Genomic DNA, 18,616 nt, shown 5'->3' with positions numbered 1-18,616 from the left:
TAGCTTTAGGAAAAACAATGAACGATATTACACAGCAAAACTTTTTAGAAATTGGTACTGTACGTCATTTAAGAAATGAGCAGGAAGCGCTTAAAGTTGCAAAAGAAGTGGCTGCTCAGCTGCAAAGCTATGCGCAGGATCCTGCTTATAACAAGACTTTACCATATGCTCAAGCAAAACTAATTTCAGAATCAGGCTTAACGACAATTAGTGTACCCAAAGAACATGGAGGCCTAGGAGCATCTGTTCTGACCATTGTGAATGTAGTAAAAATCATTTCGGCTGCAGATTCTGGTGTGGGACAGCTCCTTCAAATTCATTTCACGATGTTTCGTGGCATTTTGACAGGCTACAGTGATGAAATCCGTGACCGATTGTTGGCTGATATTTTAGCTGGAAAACGATTAGGTAATGCCTTGGCTGAAGTCGGTGGTAAAAATAAATTTGAGCACAAAACCCGAGTACATCGAAATGAAGCAGGTCAATTGATTTTGAACGGCAGTAAATTCTATTCGACAGGCTCTTTTCTTGCCGAGTGGATTTCATTGTTTGCAGCTGGAGATGAAGGGCCAGCGTCTATTCTACTGCATAGAAATACACCAGGATTGGAATTGGTTGACGACTGGGATGCGATTGGCCAAAACAACAGTGTCAGCGGTACCGTCAATTTTAACAATATTGTCGTGGATGAGCGCTTTATTGCAAAACGCCCTAGTCAGCCTCCTTTGCGTACAGGACTGACTTGGCCGCAAATTTTGCATGCAGCGATGGATACAGGCATTGCATCTGGTGCACTACAAGCAGGAATTGATTATTTAAAAGATCATGCTCGTCCTTGGGTGGAAAGCGGTGTTGATGCAGCTGCGCATGAGCCGCATACTATTAAAGAAATTGGTGAGTTTGCAGTACTACTACGTTCTGCTGAAGCATTGTTAGACCGCTCAGCAGTCATATTTGAACAGCATCTGAAAGATGTTCATGACGAAGAACTACAGACTGAGCTGATCTTGTCAGTTGCAGCAACTCGAGCTCAGTCAGATAAGGCATCACTTAAAATCTCCAGTGAAATTTTTGCCTTGCTCGGTGCTAGCTCAACATTATCTAAATGGAATCTAGACCGTTTCTGGCGTAACGCACGTACACATACGACACATGATCCAATCAGATGGCGTTTGTACCATGTGGGGAACTATTACATTAATAATATTCCGCCAGGTGAATATAACTCTGTACTGTTAAAAAAACAGGCTGAAAACGTGACCAAATTAAATAAGTAATTCATTTTTATTTTATATTTTTATTGATAAAAAGGGCTGATATTCAGCCCCTTTTTAATTCAATTAAAGTGTCAAAAAATCTAGGAGAAGTCTTAGATTCATTAAATTTTACTGAAGAGGTTTCAGTGAGTAAGACGTATAAAAATAAAGGAATGTTTCTGAGACAAAGTTGCATAAAAAAAGCCAGCCATAAACATATGGCCGACTTTAATGGCATTTAAAAATCAGGCCGCCGATTCAGTTATTAGTGATTGATATAGTCCTGGTGCCAGCCATTCTTTGACATTAATTGGGTTGGGAATAAATTTCCAACGATAGAGGAAGTCGCTTAGGTCTTGTAAAGCAAGAATCGAGGTTTCATCAAAATTGGTATTCAATTTGAGATGCGCATCTTCTCCGTAAGCGATGGGTATCCATTTATCGGCGCTATGGCATTCTTGTGCAAGATATTGCAAGGTTTCCTGCGGGTGCTGATGAGACCATTGTTCTGCCTCAAGTACAGAAGAAACGATATGCTTAACCTGTTCTGGATGCTGTTGTAAAAAATCACGATCTACTGTCAACGTACGTGGAGTACCATTATTTGAACGTAAAATTGGATCTGGATGTGCACCAATATCAATAATGGTATGCAGAGCGAAGTCTTGTGCAATCTGTACAGCTAATGCGCCTTTTAAAAAGATCGTATCGACTTCTCCAGTCAGTAGCGCCACCAATTCAGCACTTGCATTCAGTGGATTACGGGCACCATAAAAACTTGAATCTGAACTGTCTGATAATAGCTGTTGTTCTTTAGCACGGATAATATCCTTACGCTGCGTATTCACCAGATCCACAGCATCGACAGTAAGCCCAACGGTTTTTAATGAGTTTTCCAAACCACGAATGGCTTGCGCTCTAGAGAAATCAATGAGAGCATCCTGATTATGAGGCAAACCAAAACGTTTACCTTTTAAATCTGCGGGGGTTTTAATGCCGCTATCGTGTCGTGTCAAAAGCAGCTGGGCCTCATCTGCCCAAGACAAACCAATGACTTTGGTATTTTGCTGTAAAGAATATGCCCAGATTGCAGGGATGCTGCCACCATGACGCACTGAATTCTGCAAATTGTGATTAAAGTGTGAATTACGGATATCTTTGGAATTTGATTCACGTAGAGATTTGATTTCAATTTGGTCAGCTTCAAATTTTTTCTGTAGCCAGCCTTTTTGAATGGCAATGCCAAGTCCAGTTGGAACAGGGCAGCGTGTGTACCATACCGTAGATAACGGTGATGAATTTTTTGTTGTCATTTGTACATACTCTGAAAGGAATAATGTACTTGGAGCAATAATAATGCCAATTTATAACTAATTGAATTTCAAATATATTATTTTAATATTCAAAAAAAAGCGTTATTTATCTGAAAAAATGTTGTTATTTCAACAGATTGTTGGATTCAATGTGGTAGTAGCAACACCAGAATATGAATAGAAAAATATTTCAATAAAAAACATGTACTTAAAATAGTGAAAATAAGCATAAGACTGGCATAGATCTCGCAATAGGTTGTTATTCTATTGTTCTACTGCATATTTTATGTTTAAAAATTATCCTTTGCTGCGAAGTTTGGCTTTATATCGGTATATGCCATACCGTTTTGCACTTACAGCACTTTTATTCCTTGGTGCGAATATCGGAATTGCGCTACAACAATTCTCAGTTGGTCAGGCCATCGATCACTTAAAGTATGCTAACTCCAGCAGTATGTTTGCCTATGCCTTGACTGATCCGCAAAATCCTTGGTTTTGGTTTACTGTGATTATATTAATTGCTTCGGTACGTGCCATTATTCAATATTTAGGAGGGTTATCTTCGCTGATCATTGGTCAGGATTTGCTAACAATTTTACGGGAAAAAATTTTTAAGCAAGTTCAGGATCTGGACATTAAGTGGCACTGGAAACATGGGTTAGGCGAGGTACTGACCCGAACGACGCGTGATGCGGATAAATTAAAAGAAGCATTGATCAACTTCTGGCGTCAGGTTTTTGAATCAACTTTAGTAGTCCTGGTGAGTATTGGCTTACTTTGCTATTACCATCCGCTTTTAGGACTCGTACCTCTATTATTTATTGCTTTAGGCTTGGGTGTCTTATTCTATTTAACCAATAAGATGGTGGTTTTAGATCATCAAGTTGGATTGGCTTATGAAAAAGTGAGTGACTCTTTATCTGAAAATATACATGGCATCAGAGTTATTAAAGCGTTTGGCCTAGAAGGTGATAAGTCAGACCAATTCAGTAATTTCATCCAAAATTTTATCCAGCGTTCAGCCGATGCAATTGGCTTTGGCGCACGTTACTTGCCGATACCGCAGATTATTATTGCCTTGCTATATGTCTGGGTGATGGGATTTGGTGCTTATTTAATCAGTGAGCAGCAGTTGAAGGTAGGACAATTCGTCGCGGCTTTGTTAATGGCCAATATGCTAGTGTTTCGTATCGAAAGTATCGGTCATGTGTTACATATCTTTGCTGGTGCAAGAGCTTCAGCTGCACGAATTTGGCAAATGCTTGATGTGAAGCCTGATATTCAGGATGGTGATGTTCAGCCAGATTTTCGTTCTGATTTAGGTTTAGAGCTTAAAGTAGAAGGACTCACACTTCAGACTGAAACTGGCAAATCTTTGCTTAAAAATATTCACACCCATTTTAAACCCGGTCAAATTGTGACGATTGTAGGAAAAACAGGTGCTGGTAAAACAACATTACTGAATATGCTAAACCGTTTTTTTGATCCAAACCAAGGCCGGGTATTGATTGGTTCAGAACAGCAGGGCTGGTATGACACGAAAACTTTGCAGCTCAAAGCGTTGCGTGAATATGTGCAAATCATACCGCAAGAAAATTTCTGTTTTTCTGGAACACTGGCAGAAAATTTACGTGTGGCTAAACCTGATGCGACACCAGAAGAAATGACTCAAGCACTGTATTTAGCTTCGGCTGTGGAACTGTTGGAACGGTTGGAACATGGACTAGATACTGTGATTGGTGACAAAGGGGTCACGTTATCAGGTGGACAGAAACAGCGAATTTCATTGGCGCGTGCCATTTTAAAAGATTCTCCAATTTTGGCCCTTGATGATTCCACCAGTGCTTTAGATGCAGCAACCGAAAAAAATGTTTTAGAACGCCTCAAGTCGATGTCTGATTTAAGTTCATCAGGATCGAAAAAGCCTAAAACAATCATTATCAATTCAAATAAACAGACCACCATTGCACTCTCTGATTGGATTATTGTTCTTGATCATGGAGAGATTGTGACTCAAGGAACACATACAGATTTGATCCAAAAAAGCCATTTTTACTGTCAGATTATGGGGTTTGAACAGCCTTACTCATCTCAACCCACAGCTGTATGTGAGGAGGTATAGATGAATCCAACTATACAGCAAGCTGATAAATCTAGCCTTAAATTATCTGATTTGCAAATTGAAGAAAAACTGGCCAAAACCCAGATTAAACGCAATATGTTTCACCGCTTGATTCCACTGATTCAACCCGTGAAGCATTTGATTATTGCTTTAATTGCTGTGGAGTTTTTTCAGGTTTTGACGATTTTTGTGCGTCCTTGGGTAGTTAAATATGTTCTAGACACAGGTTTTATTCGTGATGGGCAAACAATTTTACTGAATTATTCTGCCCTGACACTAGCTATCACGGTATTGTTGCTTAGTTGGATCTTCCGTTTCGGATTCGCTGGGCTTTCTAAATACCTGTCAGGCATCACCGCAGTGAAAGTCATTAACCAGCTTCGTCAACGGATCTTCGACCATGTACAGTCCTTGCATATAGGTTATTTTGATAAAACCAAAGCAGGACGCATTATTAGCCGTGCCGACCGTGATGTAGACATGCTTGAACCTGTCTTGGTGCAGGGGCCACCAGAACTGCTATCCGCAATTTTACGATGTAGTTTGGCTTCAGTGCTGTTGTGGCATATTTATCCGCCATTCTTTTGGACACTGTTTATCATTATTCCTGTACTGTTCTTTTTCACTCGTATTTTTAAACGGATATCACAAAAACGTTGGGGTAAAGTCGCTGAAGAGCGCAGTAAATTCACAGCACATCTTGTTGAAACCGTGAATGGCGTTAAGATTATCCAGCAGATGGGTTTCATTGAAAAAAATGGGCGAAAATATAAAAAATTGCTGCATGATTTCAATCAATCGATTATTCAAGGGAGCATTCGAACAAGTTGGTTTGCACCCCTTACAGGATGGCTGGCGGCTATTGGAACAGCTGGACTGTTAGTTGTCGGCAGTGATGCCTTAAGCCAGGGGTATATTACAGTTGGCCAATTTGCTGAAAGTATTTTTTACGTCTTTTTATTCCTAGCACCGCTGCAGGAACTTACAGATTTATTTGACCGCTATTCAAATGGCACTGCATGTGCTCAACGCATTTTCCTGCTTTTAGATACCCAGCCTGAAATTCAGGATAAAGTAAATACATTGAGATTAAATGTGATTCAGGGAAATATACGTTTCAGTAAGGTTAATTTTGCTTATACCAGCAAACCCGTATTAAAAAATTTGTCACTCAATATAGAAGCCGGTCAAACAGTTGCTATTGTGGGCCCAACAGGTCATGGCAAAAGCACTATTGTTCAGCTGTTAACGCGTTTTTATGAACCGCAGCAGGGTGAGATTTATATTGACCGGTATGCACTTCGGGATATCCAGCAGCAGAACTTAAGGCAGCACATGAGTATTGTTCTTCAGGAAAATGTTCTTTTTAGTGGGACAGTACTTGATAACTTAAGATTGGTTCGTCCATCCGCTACGGATGAGCAGTTGGTAAAAGCAATTGAAGATCTTGGCGCAGATGATATTTTGCAGGAGCTTGCGCAAGGCTATCATACCGAAGTCGGCGTTTTAGGGGCAAATTTAAGTCAAGGCCAGCGTCAGCTCATCTGTCTGGTACGGGCATACTTGGCAGATCCTAAAATCCTAATTTTAGATGAAGCCACTTCTGCGATTGATATTTATACTGAACAAAAGATTCAGCAGGCACTACGTAAACTGTGTCAGGACCGGACATGTATTATCATTGCACACCGTCTAAGTACAATACGTGAAGCAGACAAGATTGCAGTTATTGAAAATGGTCAAGTAGTTGAAGAAGGATCTCATACCAATCTTATGCAACGTAAAGGTCATTATCATCTTTTATATGATTCATATCAGCAAAACCAAATCCAGTTTTAATAAAAAACCGCCTTTGGGCGGTTTTTTATTAATTCTTTTAAGTAATTGTTTGTATTCAAACAAAAAGTCTCATTATTGTACTTTTCATAACACTTATAAAAAATCAAAATATAATTAAGCTGTTGTTTTTATTTGATATTGTAAGTGGCATTATCTTTGCTCAAGCACGGGCACCATTTAGCTTTTAGAAAAAATTCATTTATGCCAAATTCATATCTATCTACAGTTTTTATTGTCAGTGCTTTATCGAGTAGCATTGCATTGGCGAATGAAAAAATCACGCAGACTCAAGAAGACAGTATACAGCTACAAGAAGTGGTTGTTACCGGTTCCCGTCGTGCTATTTCTACACCATTGCAATCGCACTCTCCAGTAGATGTCGTCACAGCTGTACAATTGCAGGCAACGGGTGCAACAACAGTGGCCAAAGCTCTTACACAACTTTCTCCATCAGCAAGTTTGCCAACAACTCCAGCAGGTGGCTTTGCTGCTTCAACCCCGCCAAGTATTGCGTTGCGTGGTTTAGCCGGTGATCAGACACTTGTGCTCGTAAATGGAAAACGCCGTCATACGTCCTCATATTTTACACGACAGGGGTATGCTGGCGGACGTGGCGCAGCTGTGGTTGATTTAAGCTTAATTCCTATCAGTGCTGTGAAACGTATTGAAATTTTAAGAGATGGTGCAGCTGCTCAATATGGCTCAGATGCTGTTGCGGGTGTCGTCAATATCATTTTGAAAGGGCTTTGTTGCATAAAGGTTTGAAAGGCTGAGTTCCCTTAAGCTACTCAAATTTAAGAGACAACTTGGGTATGAGGGCGACCTAATTCTGTGAATTTATTCAAGACTGCCATGCGTGCATGGATCTCATTCACCTGACTTGGAAAACTCCGCGCTGTTAATTTATCGCCTAATAATTTGATGCAATGCATCTTGGTTTCAACCAAACTTCGACGGTGATAACCAGACCACTTTTTCCAAAGCGATCTGCCTAGCCGTTTGACTGTCTTTAATAATTCGTTCCGCTCTATAGACCTCGCTTGCTGATCCTTCCAAGGCTTTGCATTCTTTCTAGGTGGAATGATCGCATGTGCATCTCGATCTAAAATGACTTGTCGGCAGTGCTTTGTGTCATAAGCACCATCTGTATAAACAGAATTAATTGGTTCATCCAAGGGAATTTGAGCAAGTAAATCTTCGAGTACTTGAGAATCACTGACATTATTTGTGGTGAGTTGTACTGCACGTATTTGCAGGGTTTTAGCATCTATAGCAATGTGAAGCTTACGCCATTGGCGACGATATTCAGCCCCATGTTTCTTGCGTTTCCATTCACCTTCACCAAGAAACTTCAAACCAGTAGAGTCTACGAGTAGATGCAGTCCATCACTACTTTTTTGATAGCTAATCGCAATATCAATATGCTTTTGTCTACGACAAAGGGTGGAATAATCCGGAGCTGTCCAATCTAATCCAGAGAGTTTAATCAGACTTTGAACAAAACCTGTGACCATACGTAAAGAGAGTCGGAATAGTAATTTGATCATTAAGCAGCATTGAATCGCTGTATCGGAGTAGGTTTGATTTCGACCTTGCTTGCCTTGTGATTGTGCATACCACTGAGTCTTTGGATCAAACCAAATGGAAATATTACCTCGGTTAATTAAGGCTCGGTTATAGGATGACCAATTGGTTGTACGGTAGATTTTAGAGGCAGGCTTATTCATTTTGAAATTATATTGCTGAATAAGCTTTTGATGCTAGGTTTGTGCAACAAAGCCCCGCTGGAACAAAAATATTCCTGATCAGCCAGGCCAATTGCTTAGATCAGAAACGATCGATGTGCCAGCATTACGCTTAAGCAATGCCAGCCATGCGATTCGTATCCTATATAGTTCAACAAGTGGTAAGGACAGTAAAACGCCAGTTGTGGTTTCCGGTAGTATTCATTTACCTAAAGGTCAGGCTCCCGAAGATGGCTGGCCAGTTGTACTATGGGCACACGGCACGGTTGGGCTTTCAGACAACTGCGCGCCGTCGTGGAATGGTCGTTCCTACCGTGATGTAGAATATTTAAACCGCTGGCTAAAAGAAGGCTTTGCGGTCGTCGCCACGGATTATGAAGGTTTAGGTGTACCTGGACCGCATTTCTTAATCAATGTGCCAATGCTTGGCTATAGTATCCTGGACAGTGGACGTGCAGCTTTAAAATCTAAACTTCCATTAGATAACAAATTTGTCATCGTTGGACAATCGCAAGGCGGTGCTGGCGCAGTTGCAGCATCTTCTTATTCCGCATCCTATGCGCCTGATCTGAATATTAAGGGTTCTATAGGCACCGGGGTCATTTATAAGGACCCGGAAGCTAAACAGGAAGATAACAATTTAAAGCTGAATCCTTTTGAAGTCAGCCCGTCACTGGCATATGGGATTTATGGATTTTTAGTGACTCAAAATTTATATCCTCAAGTTAAAACAGAAGATATTTTCAAGCCAGCAGCATTACCTTTAATTGAGCAGGCAAGAACGACATGCTTGGCCAGCTTTACTGGTGATATCCAGCATGCAGGGTTATCTCCAGCAGCAGCTTACCAGCCTAATCCACCTGCTTACTATAAGCAGCTTCAGGAACAGCAGGGGAAAGACTATGGCTATTACCCAACTTTAAAAATTAACCACCCAGTGTTTATTGGGACGGGTGCCAATGACAAGACACCTGATGCCCGTTCACAGATAAAATTGGTCGCAGATCTCTGTAAAGCAGGAACCAACGCCCAAGGACATCTATATTATGGTCTAGGTCATAGTGAGACGGTAAATGCATCATTAAAAGACTCGATTCCATTCGCGAAAAAAGTGATTGCTGATCAACCCGTTGAATCCATCTGTAAACCACAAATTAAATAAGATAAAAAAACCGGAATTTAAACTCCGGTTTTTTTATTATGCAGATTTCTTTTTGCATTTTTCTGCTTCTTCTCGTACAGCCGGAATAATATATCGGCCGTAATCCACTGTATCGTAAATTGGATCATAGCCTCGATTGAGGAATGTCGTTACCCCTAAATCAACATAGTCTAAGAGTGACTCAATGATGGTATCTGGTGTTCCGACTAAAGCTGTCGTATCGCCATAAGCTCCTACTGCTTTAGCAGTCGGCATCCATAATGCGCGGTCATGGCGGTCTCCGCGTTCTGCTGCTGCCAGAAGACGCAATGAACCTGTACCTTTAGGACGTGCAGGGACATTTGGATTATTGGCTTGATATAACGGGTTACTTTGAATATCAGCAAGAATTTTTTCAGCGCGTTTCCACGCCAGCTCCTCAGTTTCTCCGATAATCAGACGTACAGACAAACTGACTTCAGGAACTGGACGGCTGAATTTAGCAGCTGCAGCTTTCAGTTTGTCGATCTGTTCTTTAACACCTGTTAATGGTTCGCCCCATAATGAATACAGATTGGCTTGTTGCACAGCGATTTCATAAGCAATATCTGAAGAGCCACCAAAAGAAATTGGAATATGGCCATTCACAGGTTTTAATGGGATAAAGGCATTTTCAATGTGAAAAAACTCGCCTTCATAATTAAACGGCTCATCACTGTGCCACAGCTTATTGATGATTTCTAGATATTCATTGGTACGCTTATAGCGCTGAATCTTATCTGTAATGAAATCGCCTTCTTGCGGCTCTGCTGTAATACCCGTAATTGCATGTAAACGGATACGACCGCCACCTGTCAGGTGATCTAGCGTCGCAAATGAACGTGCTGCTAAATTCGGTGTCTGGATTGCTGGGCGATGTGCAATCATGAAACCCAATCTTTCAGTGTGCTGTGCCAAAAAGGCTGCAATCTGCGTGCTGTCAGGACTGGCTGCGCTGTTCGCAATCAGTACTTTGTCAAAGCCGGCATATTCATGTGCATGCGCATGATAGCGCAAATATTCTAAATCCAGCTTATTGGTGATACGGGTGCCGCGGGTTTCAGACCATTGGTTGGGAAATACCATACCGACGAATTCAATACTCATATTATTGTCCTTCTATAGGGTTGTGATTAAATTTTCCAAAGTTTTTCAAAGCGCCATGTGGCAAATTGCGTATTTTCAGCAGTTAAACCGCCGATATTTTGATGGGCTGCATCAATGACATTGCCGAATCCCCAAATCAGCAGGCCGCCGCGCTCATGCTGAATCCGCTGAGCATGATGCAATATTTCACGACGCTTGGTGAGATCAGGCTCAGACAAGCCTTTTAAAAATAAAGTGGTATATTCCGGGTCTTTGAAATTGATTTTATTGGTGGTGGCAATCGGGGCATCATTCACCACAGCAGTGGATAAATAGGGCGTTCCCACATTGCCGGAATTGGTGGAAATTTGCCAATTGGCGCGCTGCGGGCTGTTAAAGGTAGCACTGTCGACTTGGCGCACGTTGATGGTGACATTGGCAAGTTTGGCTTGCTCAGCAAAAACTATGGCAGCTTTGCTTGGGTCTCCTGCCAGGCTCACCAATTCGACTGTCAATCCATCTACAAATCCGGCTTTAGCCAATAATTTTTTAGCTTCTTCAATATTTTGCTTACGCTGCGGCAAATCCAGGTATACAGCATCCTGCGGGGAATAGAGGTCATTCGCCACGCGGCCCTCACCATTTAATGCTTGCTGTACCAGCGCAGGACGGTCTGCGATAAGGCGGAAAGCCTGACGCACTTCAGGTTGGTCAAAAGGGGCTTTCTGCATATTAAAGTCAAAACCGTAATGAATATTGGTTTTAGAGCGAACAGTTTGAATATGTTTGGCTTTTTCTAAAATCTTGACGTATTCAGGTGTAATCGAATTAGCAATATCAATTTGACCGGACAAGAGGGCGTTGAGCCTTGAAATCTGGTCTTTGAAATCAATAATTTCAAAGCTGTCTGCATACGGCTTATCAGCCTTGAAATAATTTTCAAAACGGGTGAAGATTGAGCGCTGCCCTGGAACAAAACTCTTGACGCGGTAGGGGCCAGCGCCAACAGGATTGTGAATCGGATCAAAATCTGTCGGCACAATAGCGCCAAAATTCACCCAAGTTTCCGGCAGGGCATAAAAGCCGGGGATCTCTTTGACAAAACTGATCTTAACTGTATACGGATCCAGCTTTTTTAATTGATTGCGGTCAATCCACTGCACCAAATTCCGGAAAGGTGAGGCCAGCTTCGGATCAGTTAAACGCTGCAAAGAGAAAATGACATCATCTGCACTGATTGTTTTACCGTGATGAAATTCTAGTCCTTTTTTCAGCCGGATGGTCCATTCACTGGCATCGGCATTCGGTTCTGAAAATTCTGCCAGCGCCAAACGCGGCAGCATATGCTCATCCCATTCCCATAATTTGTTGTAGACGGCAAAACCACGGATTACGCTGCCGCCAATAGGCGATAAATGAGGGTCTAAATTTCCGGCCTGCTGCCCGCCGATCACTCCCATTTTAATTGAGCCGCCGTGTTTGGGCTGCTGAGATGCTGCCGCAGTTTTCGCATCAGATACCGCTGATTTGTTCTCTGTACGGTTGCAGCCGCTTAGGAGCCCCGCCGCGCTGGCAGTGCCGGCAATACCGAGCGCCGTATTCTTTAGGAAATTTCTGCGGTTCAATCCTTGCTGATCATTAGACATATGAAACTCGTAAAAACCAAATTTGGCTGTTTCATTGCAGGACTAATGCCAATTTTAAAAGTAATGAAACTTATTGAATTTTAATAAATAAATAAAATGCTGAAATCAGCTGCTGTTCAGAAATCAACATTATTGTTGCTTTTACAGATTCGTCCAGAGCGATGATGGCTAAAACTTAATGAGAGAAAACATTGAATTTTAAGCACTTAAAATGAATTTTTAATATTGGCATAGACTTTGCCTTAAAAGCTGCATCATTGCCAAACATTTGACTGAATCTATGACGATTAAATTTCCTTTAAGTACTTTAGCGGTTGCCATTGGCCTGCTGCTGCAGCAGGCACATGCTGAGAATCTTGCCCCCGTCCTGAATAAAGCTGCTTCTGAAAGAGCACAAGATGTGATTCAGCTGGCTGAAGTCGAAGTGGTGGGGGCCAAAAAAGTTAAAACTAACCTGCCTAAGCGTGAAGTCCGTTCTATTTATGGCACCAATGAAAAAGTTCTGGACACGCCCCGGGTGGTCTCACAAATTAGTGAATCTCAGCTTGAAAATGAAGTCATAAAAAGTGCAGATGATTTAGTGAAATTTGCACCCGGCGTTACGCGCGGCGGCGGTCAAAATGTGAATTTTGCGCCACAGATCCGCGGACAAAACTCCGAGGTATTTCAGGACAGCCAGCGTATTTACAATACCCGGCATCCAAGCAATTTCAATGCCTATGAAGCTGCAGATATTGTATCAGGCCCAACAGGTGTCATCTTTGCGCCTGCATCCGGTTCTGGCGGCTATGTGAATTTCATCAGCAAGAAACCGAATTTTGAACAGGCCGAAACAACGATTAAAGGCGTGCTGGGCTCATGGTATAAAGGGAAAGGTTCAGAACCGCACCTCTCTTTAACTTTGGATCATACTGCGCCAATTAATGATGAACTGGCCTACCGTGTCAGTGTCACGGGCCAGCAGTCAGACGACTTTTATGACAATGTTAAAAATGATTTTAATGCCTTTTATGGTGCCTTGGCTTGGCGTCCCGATGACAGCCTGCGTATTGACTGGAATTTAAGCTACGATAATTACAAAAACTTTAATGTTACCCATGGCTGGAACCGCGCAACACAGGCTTCAGTGGATCAAGGCCAGTATTATAAAGGCCGGGCGACACCGATTATTCAAAGCGGCAGCCAGTATTGGTCGCCTGTATTTGAATCGGGTGCTGCCGATTCACCCATCATTGGGTGGCAGCAGCGGGAAGCCAATAGCCAAAAACAATATGTGGCGGTAGGCCCTGTCCAGACTACACCATTGCCAAGTGCGACAGTGGAGGGCGCCGGCACAATCCGCGGCTGGGTTTATGACCCATCCATACCCGGCAACGAGTTAGTCAAACTGGAAGATTATGTTTCAGGCCGTGCTGAGGATAAAAACAGCGCTAAACGTCTCAGCACTCAATTGCGGGTGGCTAAAGATTTAAATGAAAACTGGCGTGTAGTAAACAGCAGCCTTTATCAGAAAAGTGAAGATTTAGGTGACTCAGTTGGCAGCTTCTTTACCGATATGAGCCATGAGTTGTTTGATAACCGTCTTGAATTTCAGTCAGACTATGATTTTAAAATTGCAGGAATAGACCTCAAACATCGTTCAAATACGGGTGGTACTTACCGTTACGAAGGATTCAAAGCTCTTGCAGCTAATAACAGTTTCAACATCAATCCTTATGATCTGACGAATGACCCTTCACAAAAAAACCCAGGTGATTTGTTAGGTTTGGAGAACAATACTAATTCAACTGGAGGCTGGATTGGTCAAGCCGGTGTGCCTCAGTATTCACAGTATTATGGCTATTTAAATCTGCCGCCAATGTATGCCATTGGGCATGGTTTATATGCAGAGAAAGGTGGTTTCCCAACTTCTGGCGGTGCGGTATATACTGGAGAAGGCTCATGGGATACCTATAGCTTATTTACTCAGCAAAATTTTGTATTTAATGAAAAATACGGGTTGAATTTGGGTATTAACCATAGTTCAGTGCATGCAAGCTTATCTAATCCTTTGGTGTTGCAGAATTCAGATCAGCGCAGTCATCATGACAGTTACAGCTTATTAAGCTATCAGGCCAGCACTTTTTATAAGCCGACTCAGAAAAGTACCTTATATTTTACCTATGACAAAAGCACTGCCATAAATACCGGTGTATTCGGACCATTTTTAACATGGGGAGCCAAGAATCAGCTCAATCCATTGTCATTTGACAGTCAAAGTCTTCTTAAAGAAGTTGGCATCAAATATGAAGCTATCCCGAATGAATTATTTTTGAGTTTAAGTTGGTTTGATCAAAGCCGTGATTTATCGCCTGATAGTAATGGCAACATGGCAAAGCTTAAAATTGATGGTATTGAGTCTTCATTGCGCTGGCAGGTGCAGCCAAATATTGCTATTGGTGCCAACTTGACTAAATTAAATCCAGTTTATACATCTATTGTACCTTCTGGTTTTTCTCCGTTTGGATTTCATGTAGACAATGCTACAGTCTGGGGAGACAGCAACCGCCTGAATCAACGTACTGCGGGACGTTATCAAGCAGCGGGGATTCCAGAATATTCTGCCACAGCTTATCTAGATTACCAGCATGAAACGGGATTTGGCGCCAATATTTCAGCATGGTGGACCAGTGACTGGTATACTAATTTAGCGCAGAATGTGAAAGTTCCAAATAATTATAATATTGATTTGGGTTTATTTTACCGTCAGCCACAGTGGACAGTTGGCTTAAATATTTTGAATCTGACCAATGAGCGAAATTTTGTAAATGGTTTAGCCGGATCCAACTCAGAATTTCTGCAGCCAATGCGGCCATTAACTGTTCAAGGCCAATTCAGTTACAGTTTCTAAATAAAATAAATCTTAAAAACCTGCGAACAGCAGGTTTTTTTAATGTGAAATATCTATCTTTATAAATGCTAAAAATATCTTATTTTAAGAAAATAAAATGATGATATATTAATGATTAATTGTTATTTACTTTAAACGAGAAAAACATATAACCTACAAATATTATCAAGATTAAAAAGAGTATTTTATGCAATCTTATTTAGACAATGAGTATAGAATTGTCTCTTTGCCTGAAAGTAGTGTGCCAGTTAAACCCATTCGTGCGAAAACTATAATTTTTTCAGATCAAAGCTCGAAAGAGCTGCTGAATAAAATTGAAACCATTGCACCGAGCAATGCCAGTGTGATTGTGTATGGTGAATCAGGCACCGGTAAGGAGTTGGTCGCACGAGAAATTCACTTGAAAAGTGATCGAAAAAATAAAACTTTCTTGGCGGTAAACTGTGGTGCATTAGTAGAAAATCTTGCAGAATCAGAGCTTTTTGGCTATGAGGCTGGTGCTTTTACTGGTGCTACAAAATCAAAAATAGGTTTGTTTGAAACTGCTAATGGCGGTACTTTATTTCTCGATGAGGTAGGGGAATTACCTTTATCGCTACAGGTGAAATTGCTACGTGTTATTCAGGAACGTGAAGTGTTACGTGTAGGCGGCCGTAAACCGATTCCAGTTGATATTCGTATTATTTCTGGTACGCATGTAGACTTAAAACGTGCCGTAGCTGAGAATAAATTTAGATTGGATTTATATTACCGTTTAAATGTAGTTAATATAAGTATATTGCCATTAAGGGAAAGAAAAGGAGATATTCTTCCTTTAGTTGATTATTTTATTAATAGTTATTCAAAGAAATTAATTTCGCCTAAAAAAATCATTACTGACCGTGCGAGAAATGCATTATTAAACTATTCATGGCCTGGAAATATTCGTGAAGTTGAAAATGTTATTCAATATGCTTTATTGGTTAGCGGAAGCAATTCTATTGATATTGAGCATTTAAAATTTTTAGGTGAAGAATTTATTTCAGTTAATCAGGATTTAGATTTGCTGGATGAATTTGAAAACGTATTAAAACGTATATTTGATGCCCATGATGGAAACGCCCTAAATATCATCGAACAAAAGGTGATCAACACTGCTTTTTCAAAATGCTGGAACAACCAAGTAAAAACAGCAAAGATGCTCGGCATAACTCGTAATGTCCTTCGCAATCTTTTATCTAAATATGATTTATTGCCGAATAAGGTAGTAGATGAAAATGAAGTAGCATGAGTTGTTCATGTTATTTGAATTTTTCCTGTTGAATAATTTATTTTTTTATTTTCAATTTGCTTAACTGTAATCCTACCTCAAACAAAATGCACATTGGAATCGCCAAAGACAGCATGCTCAAAATATCAGGCGGTGTGATAAACATGGACACAAAAAAGAAAAATACAATGATATGCCGTCTGTACTGTTCCAATGTCTCAATTTTCATAATTCCGATTAAAATAAGTACATAGGTTAGAATAGGGATTTGGAAAGCAAGACCAAATGCCAAAAATAATTTTAAACAAAAGCTGAGATAGCTGTTGATGTCCGTCATTGGCAGGACATTATCAGGAGATGCATAAACAAAAAATTTAAGCGCTAAAGGCAGAATGACAAAGTAGCTGAATAAAATACCGCAAAAGAATAACCCAGCACTTCCTAATACAACGCCTATACCAATTTTTTTCTCATTTTTATATAGCGCAGGAGCAATAAACTTCCATACATGATACAGGGTAATTGGAATAGTCAGTAAAATCGCGATATATAAATTAAGTTTAAATGGGGCTAAAAAAGTGCTGACGACATCCGTCGCGATCATGGAAGATTGGGCTGGTAGTAATTTGACCAAAGGCGCAGCCAACCATGTATAGCTTTGATGTGCAAATGGTAATAAACAGAAAAAAACACCTAATACGCTGCCGATAATATAAATTGTGCGTGTTCTTAATTCTTTTAAATGCTCGGAATATTTCATTTTTCCGGTATCATTCAATTCTTCTAAAATCTGATGATCTGTCATATAGCTTTTTTCACTTCCTGCGATATTGATGCTGCCTGTCGGAAGGGTACTAAACTGAAGGATGAAACTGGTTCATAAAGATGGGACTTATTTTTTTGTACCTGAACATTCAGTTCATATTGTTGCTGATCAATCTTTGCCTGCATTTCTAATAAAGAAGCTTGCAGTTGTGCTTCATTGTCTTTAATCCGCTGCAGCTCTTGCTGCATGAATTGCTTCAGTTCGCCCAATTCTAATTCTTCTTCAATATCTTGCTGAACTTTCTGTACCAGAGACTTAAAACCTCGATATTTAAGCATGACTTGGCGCAGGACTTGTGGAAATTTTTCAGGTCCTAAAATAATCAGTGCAATGATACTGAATGCGAAAATTTCGCCAAAACTGACATTAAACATAAATGAATACTTAAATCTTTAATTCACGGTTTTTTCAGATACATTTTCAATGACTTTGGCTTGGTCATTTTTTTGATGTTCAAGGTGCAGTGTCTGATTTTCATCTTTAACAGAATCCTTAAAGTCTTTAATCGCACCACCTAAATCTTTGCCGAGATTTTTTAATTTAGACGTGCCAAAAAGTAAAATAACAACAACTGCAAATAGTACGATATGCCAAATGGATAAGCCCATAGCAGTGACTCCTTAAGATAGAAAAGATCAGTTTAATTGGATGACTTCAAGTTATGAAATCATAATAAAACCGATCATTATGGTAAAAATTCTAAAGCAAAAATTTAGCTGTTTAATGCGTTAAATTTGCAATCGCTTGATTACGCAGCTTAAATAGCTGGGCATCTTCTTTTAGTCGAGGATGTGCTACATTAATTGGAATAATGTGCTTAATTTTTCCGGGACGTGGAGACATGACCACGACTCGGTCCCCTAGGAAAACTGCTTCTTCAATATCATGGGTCACTAAAATCATCGTGATTTTTTCTTGTTCCCAAATCCGCTGCAGTTCTTTTTGGAGAATGTCGCGAGTAATAGCATCCAGTGCGCCAAATGGTTCATCCAGCAGTAGAATATCTGGTTTGTTGACGAGGCCCCGGGCAATCGCTACACGTTGTGACATACCACCAGACAGCTGATGTGGGTAGGACTTTTCAAAACCTTTCAAGCCCACCAATTCGATATGTTCTTGAATGAGCTTTTCTTTTTCAGCTGTAGATAATACTGTTTCTTCTAATGCCAAGCCTACGTTCTCGCTTACAGTGAGCCAAGGCAGTAATCGATGCTCTTGAAAAATCAGGCCACGTTTCAGGTCAGGGCCTTTTACCGGTTGACCATTCAAGCGTATTTCGCCTTCATATTCTTTATCTAAACCTGCGATCAAGCGTAATAAAGTCGACTTGCCACAGCCGCTGCTTCCGACAATTGAAACAAATTCACCTTGCTGGATGTCTAAATCAATCTGATTGAGTACAGTTAATAGTTTCTGTTCTTGCTGAAAATGCTTATTTACATTATGAATGGTTAAAAATGACAT

At 40.6% G+C, this 18,616-nt stretch carries 12 protein-coding genes and 3 pseudogenes; 7 read left to right on the top strand and 8 right to left on the bottom strand.

Annotated elements, in window-relative coordinates:
- Positions 1-17 precede the first annotated feature (17 nt).
- Positions 18-1,277: an acyl-CoA dehydrogenase family protein gene (locus HLH16_RS06470; protein ID WP_171528715.1), complete on the top strand. Its 1,260-nt coding sequence runs from the start codon at positions 18-20 to the stop codon at positions 1,275-1,277.
- Positions 1,278-1,501: 224 nt separating this feature from the next.
- On the opposite strand, the gene HLH16_RS06465 is transcribed toward HLH16_RS06470, so the two are convergent.
- Positions 1,502-2,569, bottom strand: coding sequence for an ABC transporter substrate-binding protein (locus HLH16_RS06465; RefSeq protein WP_171528714.1), 1,068 nt, complete (start codon positions 2,567-2,569; stop codon positions 1,502-1,504).
- A 286-nt stretch (positions 2,570-2,855) separates the two neighbouring features.
- Here HLH16_RS06465 and HLH16_RS06460 point away from each other — a divergent pair, with 286 nt between their 5' ends.
- The 3 genes and pseudogenes from HLH16_RS06460 to HLH16_RS06450 all read left to right on the top strand — a co-directional run.
- Positions 2,856-4,691: an ABC transporter ATP-binding protein gene (locus HLH16_RS06460; protein WP_171528713.1), complete on the top strand. Its 1,836-nt coding sequence runs from the start codon at positions 2,856-2,858 to the stop codon at positions 4,689-4,691.
- Entirely contained in the window at positions 4,692-6,530 is a 1,839-nt protein-coding gene (locus HLH16_RS06455; RefSeq protein ID WP_171528712.1) for an ABC transporter ATP-binding protein, read from the top strand.
- 201 nt (positions 6,531-6,731) lie between these two features.
- Positions 6,732-7,271, top strand: a pseudogene (locus HLH16_RS06450) (TonB-dependent receptor plug domain-containing protein); the annotation flags it as partial.
- 53 nt (positions 7,272-7,324) lie between these two features.
- Here HLH16_RS06450 and HLH16_RS06445 read toward each other — a convergent pair.
- Positions 7,325-8,257 (bottom strand): IS5 family transposase, encoded by a 933-nt coding sequence (locus HLH16_RS06445; RefSeq protein ID WP_171528710.1) that lies wholly within the window; start codon positions 8,255-8,257, stop codon positions 7,325-7,327.
- A gap of 58 nt (positions 8,258-8,315) precedes the next feature.
- On the opposite strand from HLH16_RS06445, the pseudogene HLH16_RS06440 reads away from it, so the two are divergent.
- Positions 8,316-9,437, top strand: a pseudogene (locus HLH16_RS06440) (lipase family protein); the annotation flags it as partial.
- A gap of 36 nt (positions 9,438-9,473) precedes the next feature.
- On the opposite strand, the gene HLH16_RS06435 reads toward HLH16_RS06440, so the two are convergent.
- Entirely contained in the window at positions 9,474-10,562 is a 1,089-nt protein-coding gene (locus HLH16_RS06435; RefSeq protein ID WP_171528709.1) for an LLM class flavin-dependent oxidoreductase, read from the bottom strand.
- Between the two features lie 26 nt (positions 10,563-10,588).
- The gene (locus HLH16_RS06430) at positions 10,589-12,187 is read right to left on the bottom strand and encodes an ABC transporter substrate-binding protein (protein ID WP_171528708.1); all 1,599 of its coding nucleotides are present in this window, start codon (positions 12,185-12,187) and stop codon (positions 10,589-10,591) included.
- Positions 12,188-12,581: 394 nt separating this feature from the next.
- On the opposite strand from HLH16_RS06430, the pseudogene HLH16_RS06425 reads away from it, so the two are divergent.
- Together HLH16_RS06425 and HLH16_RS06420 are read left to right on the top strand one after the other, a co-directional pair.
- A pseudogene (locus HLH16_RS06425) lies at positions 12,582-15,077 on the top strand (TonB-dependent receptor); the annotation flags it as partial.
- 187 nt (positions 15,078-15,264) lie between these two features.
- A complete protein-coding gene (locus tag HLH16_RS06420; protein WP_171528706.1) occupies positions 15,265-16,347 on the top strand; it encodes a sigma-54 interaction domain-containing protein in 1,083 nt (360 codons plus the stop codon).
- A 37-nt stretch (positions 16,348-16,384) separates the two neighbouring features.
- Here the strand turns inward: HLH16_RS06420 and tatC are convergent, their stop codons facing one another.
- The 4 genes from tatC to HLH16_RS06400 form a co-directional block, all read right to left on the bottom strand.
- Complete coding sequence (tatC, locus tag HLH16_RS06415; RefSeq protein WP_171528705.1) at positions 16,385-17,131, bottom strand: twin-arginine translocase subunit TatC; 747 nt, start codon at positions 17,129-17,131, stop codon at positions 16,385-16,387.
- Positions 17,128-17,526, bottom strand: a complete 399-nt coding sequence (gene tatB, locus HLH16_RS06410) for a Sec-independent protein translocase protein TatB (RefSeq protein WP_171528704.1) — start codon at positions 17,524-17,526, stop codon at positions 17,128-17,130. The genes tatC and tatB overlap by 4 nt, the downstream gene beginning before the upstream one ends.
- 18 nt (positions 17,527-17,544) lie before the next feature.
- Entirely contained in the window at positions 17,545-17,760 is a 216-nt protein-coding gene (locus HLH16_RS06405; RefSeq protein WP_171528703.1) for a Sec-independent protein translocase subunit TatA, read from the bottom strand.
- A gap of 112 nt (positions 17,761-17,872) precedes the next feature.
- The gene (locus HLH16_RS06400) at positions 17,873-18,616 is read right to left on the bottom strand and encodes an ABC transporter ATP-binding protein (RefSeq protein ID WP_171528702.1); all 744 of its coding nucleotides are present in this window, start codon (positions 18,614-18,616) and stop codon (positions 17,873-17,875) included.

The sequence above is a fragment of the Acinetobacter sp. ANC 5378 genome, from assembly GCF_013004315.1.
Classification (GTDB): domain Bacteria; phylum Pseudomonadota; class Gammaproteobacteria; order Pseudomonadales; family Moraxellaceae; genus Acinetobacter.
Note: the sequence above shows the minus strand (reverse complement) of the source record. Positions and strands in the feature narration are given on the sequence as shown.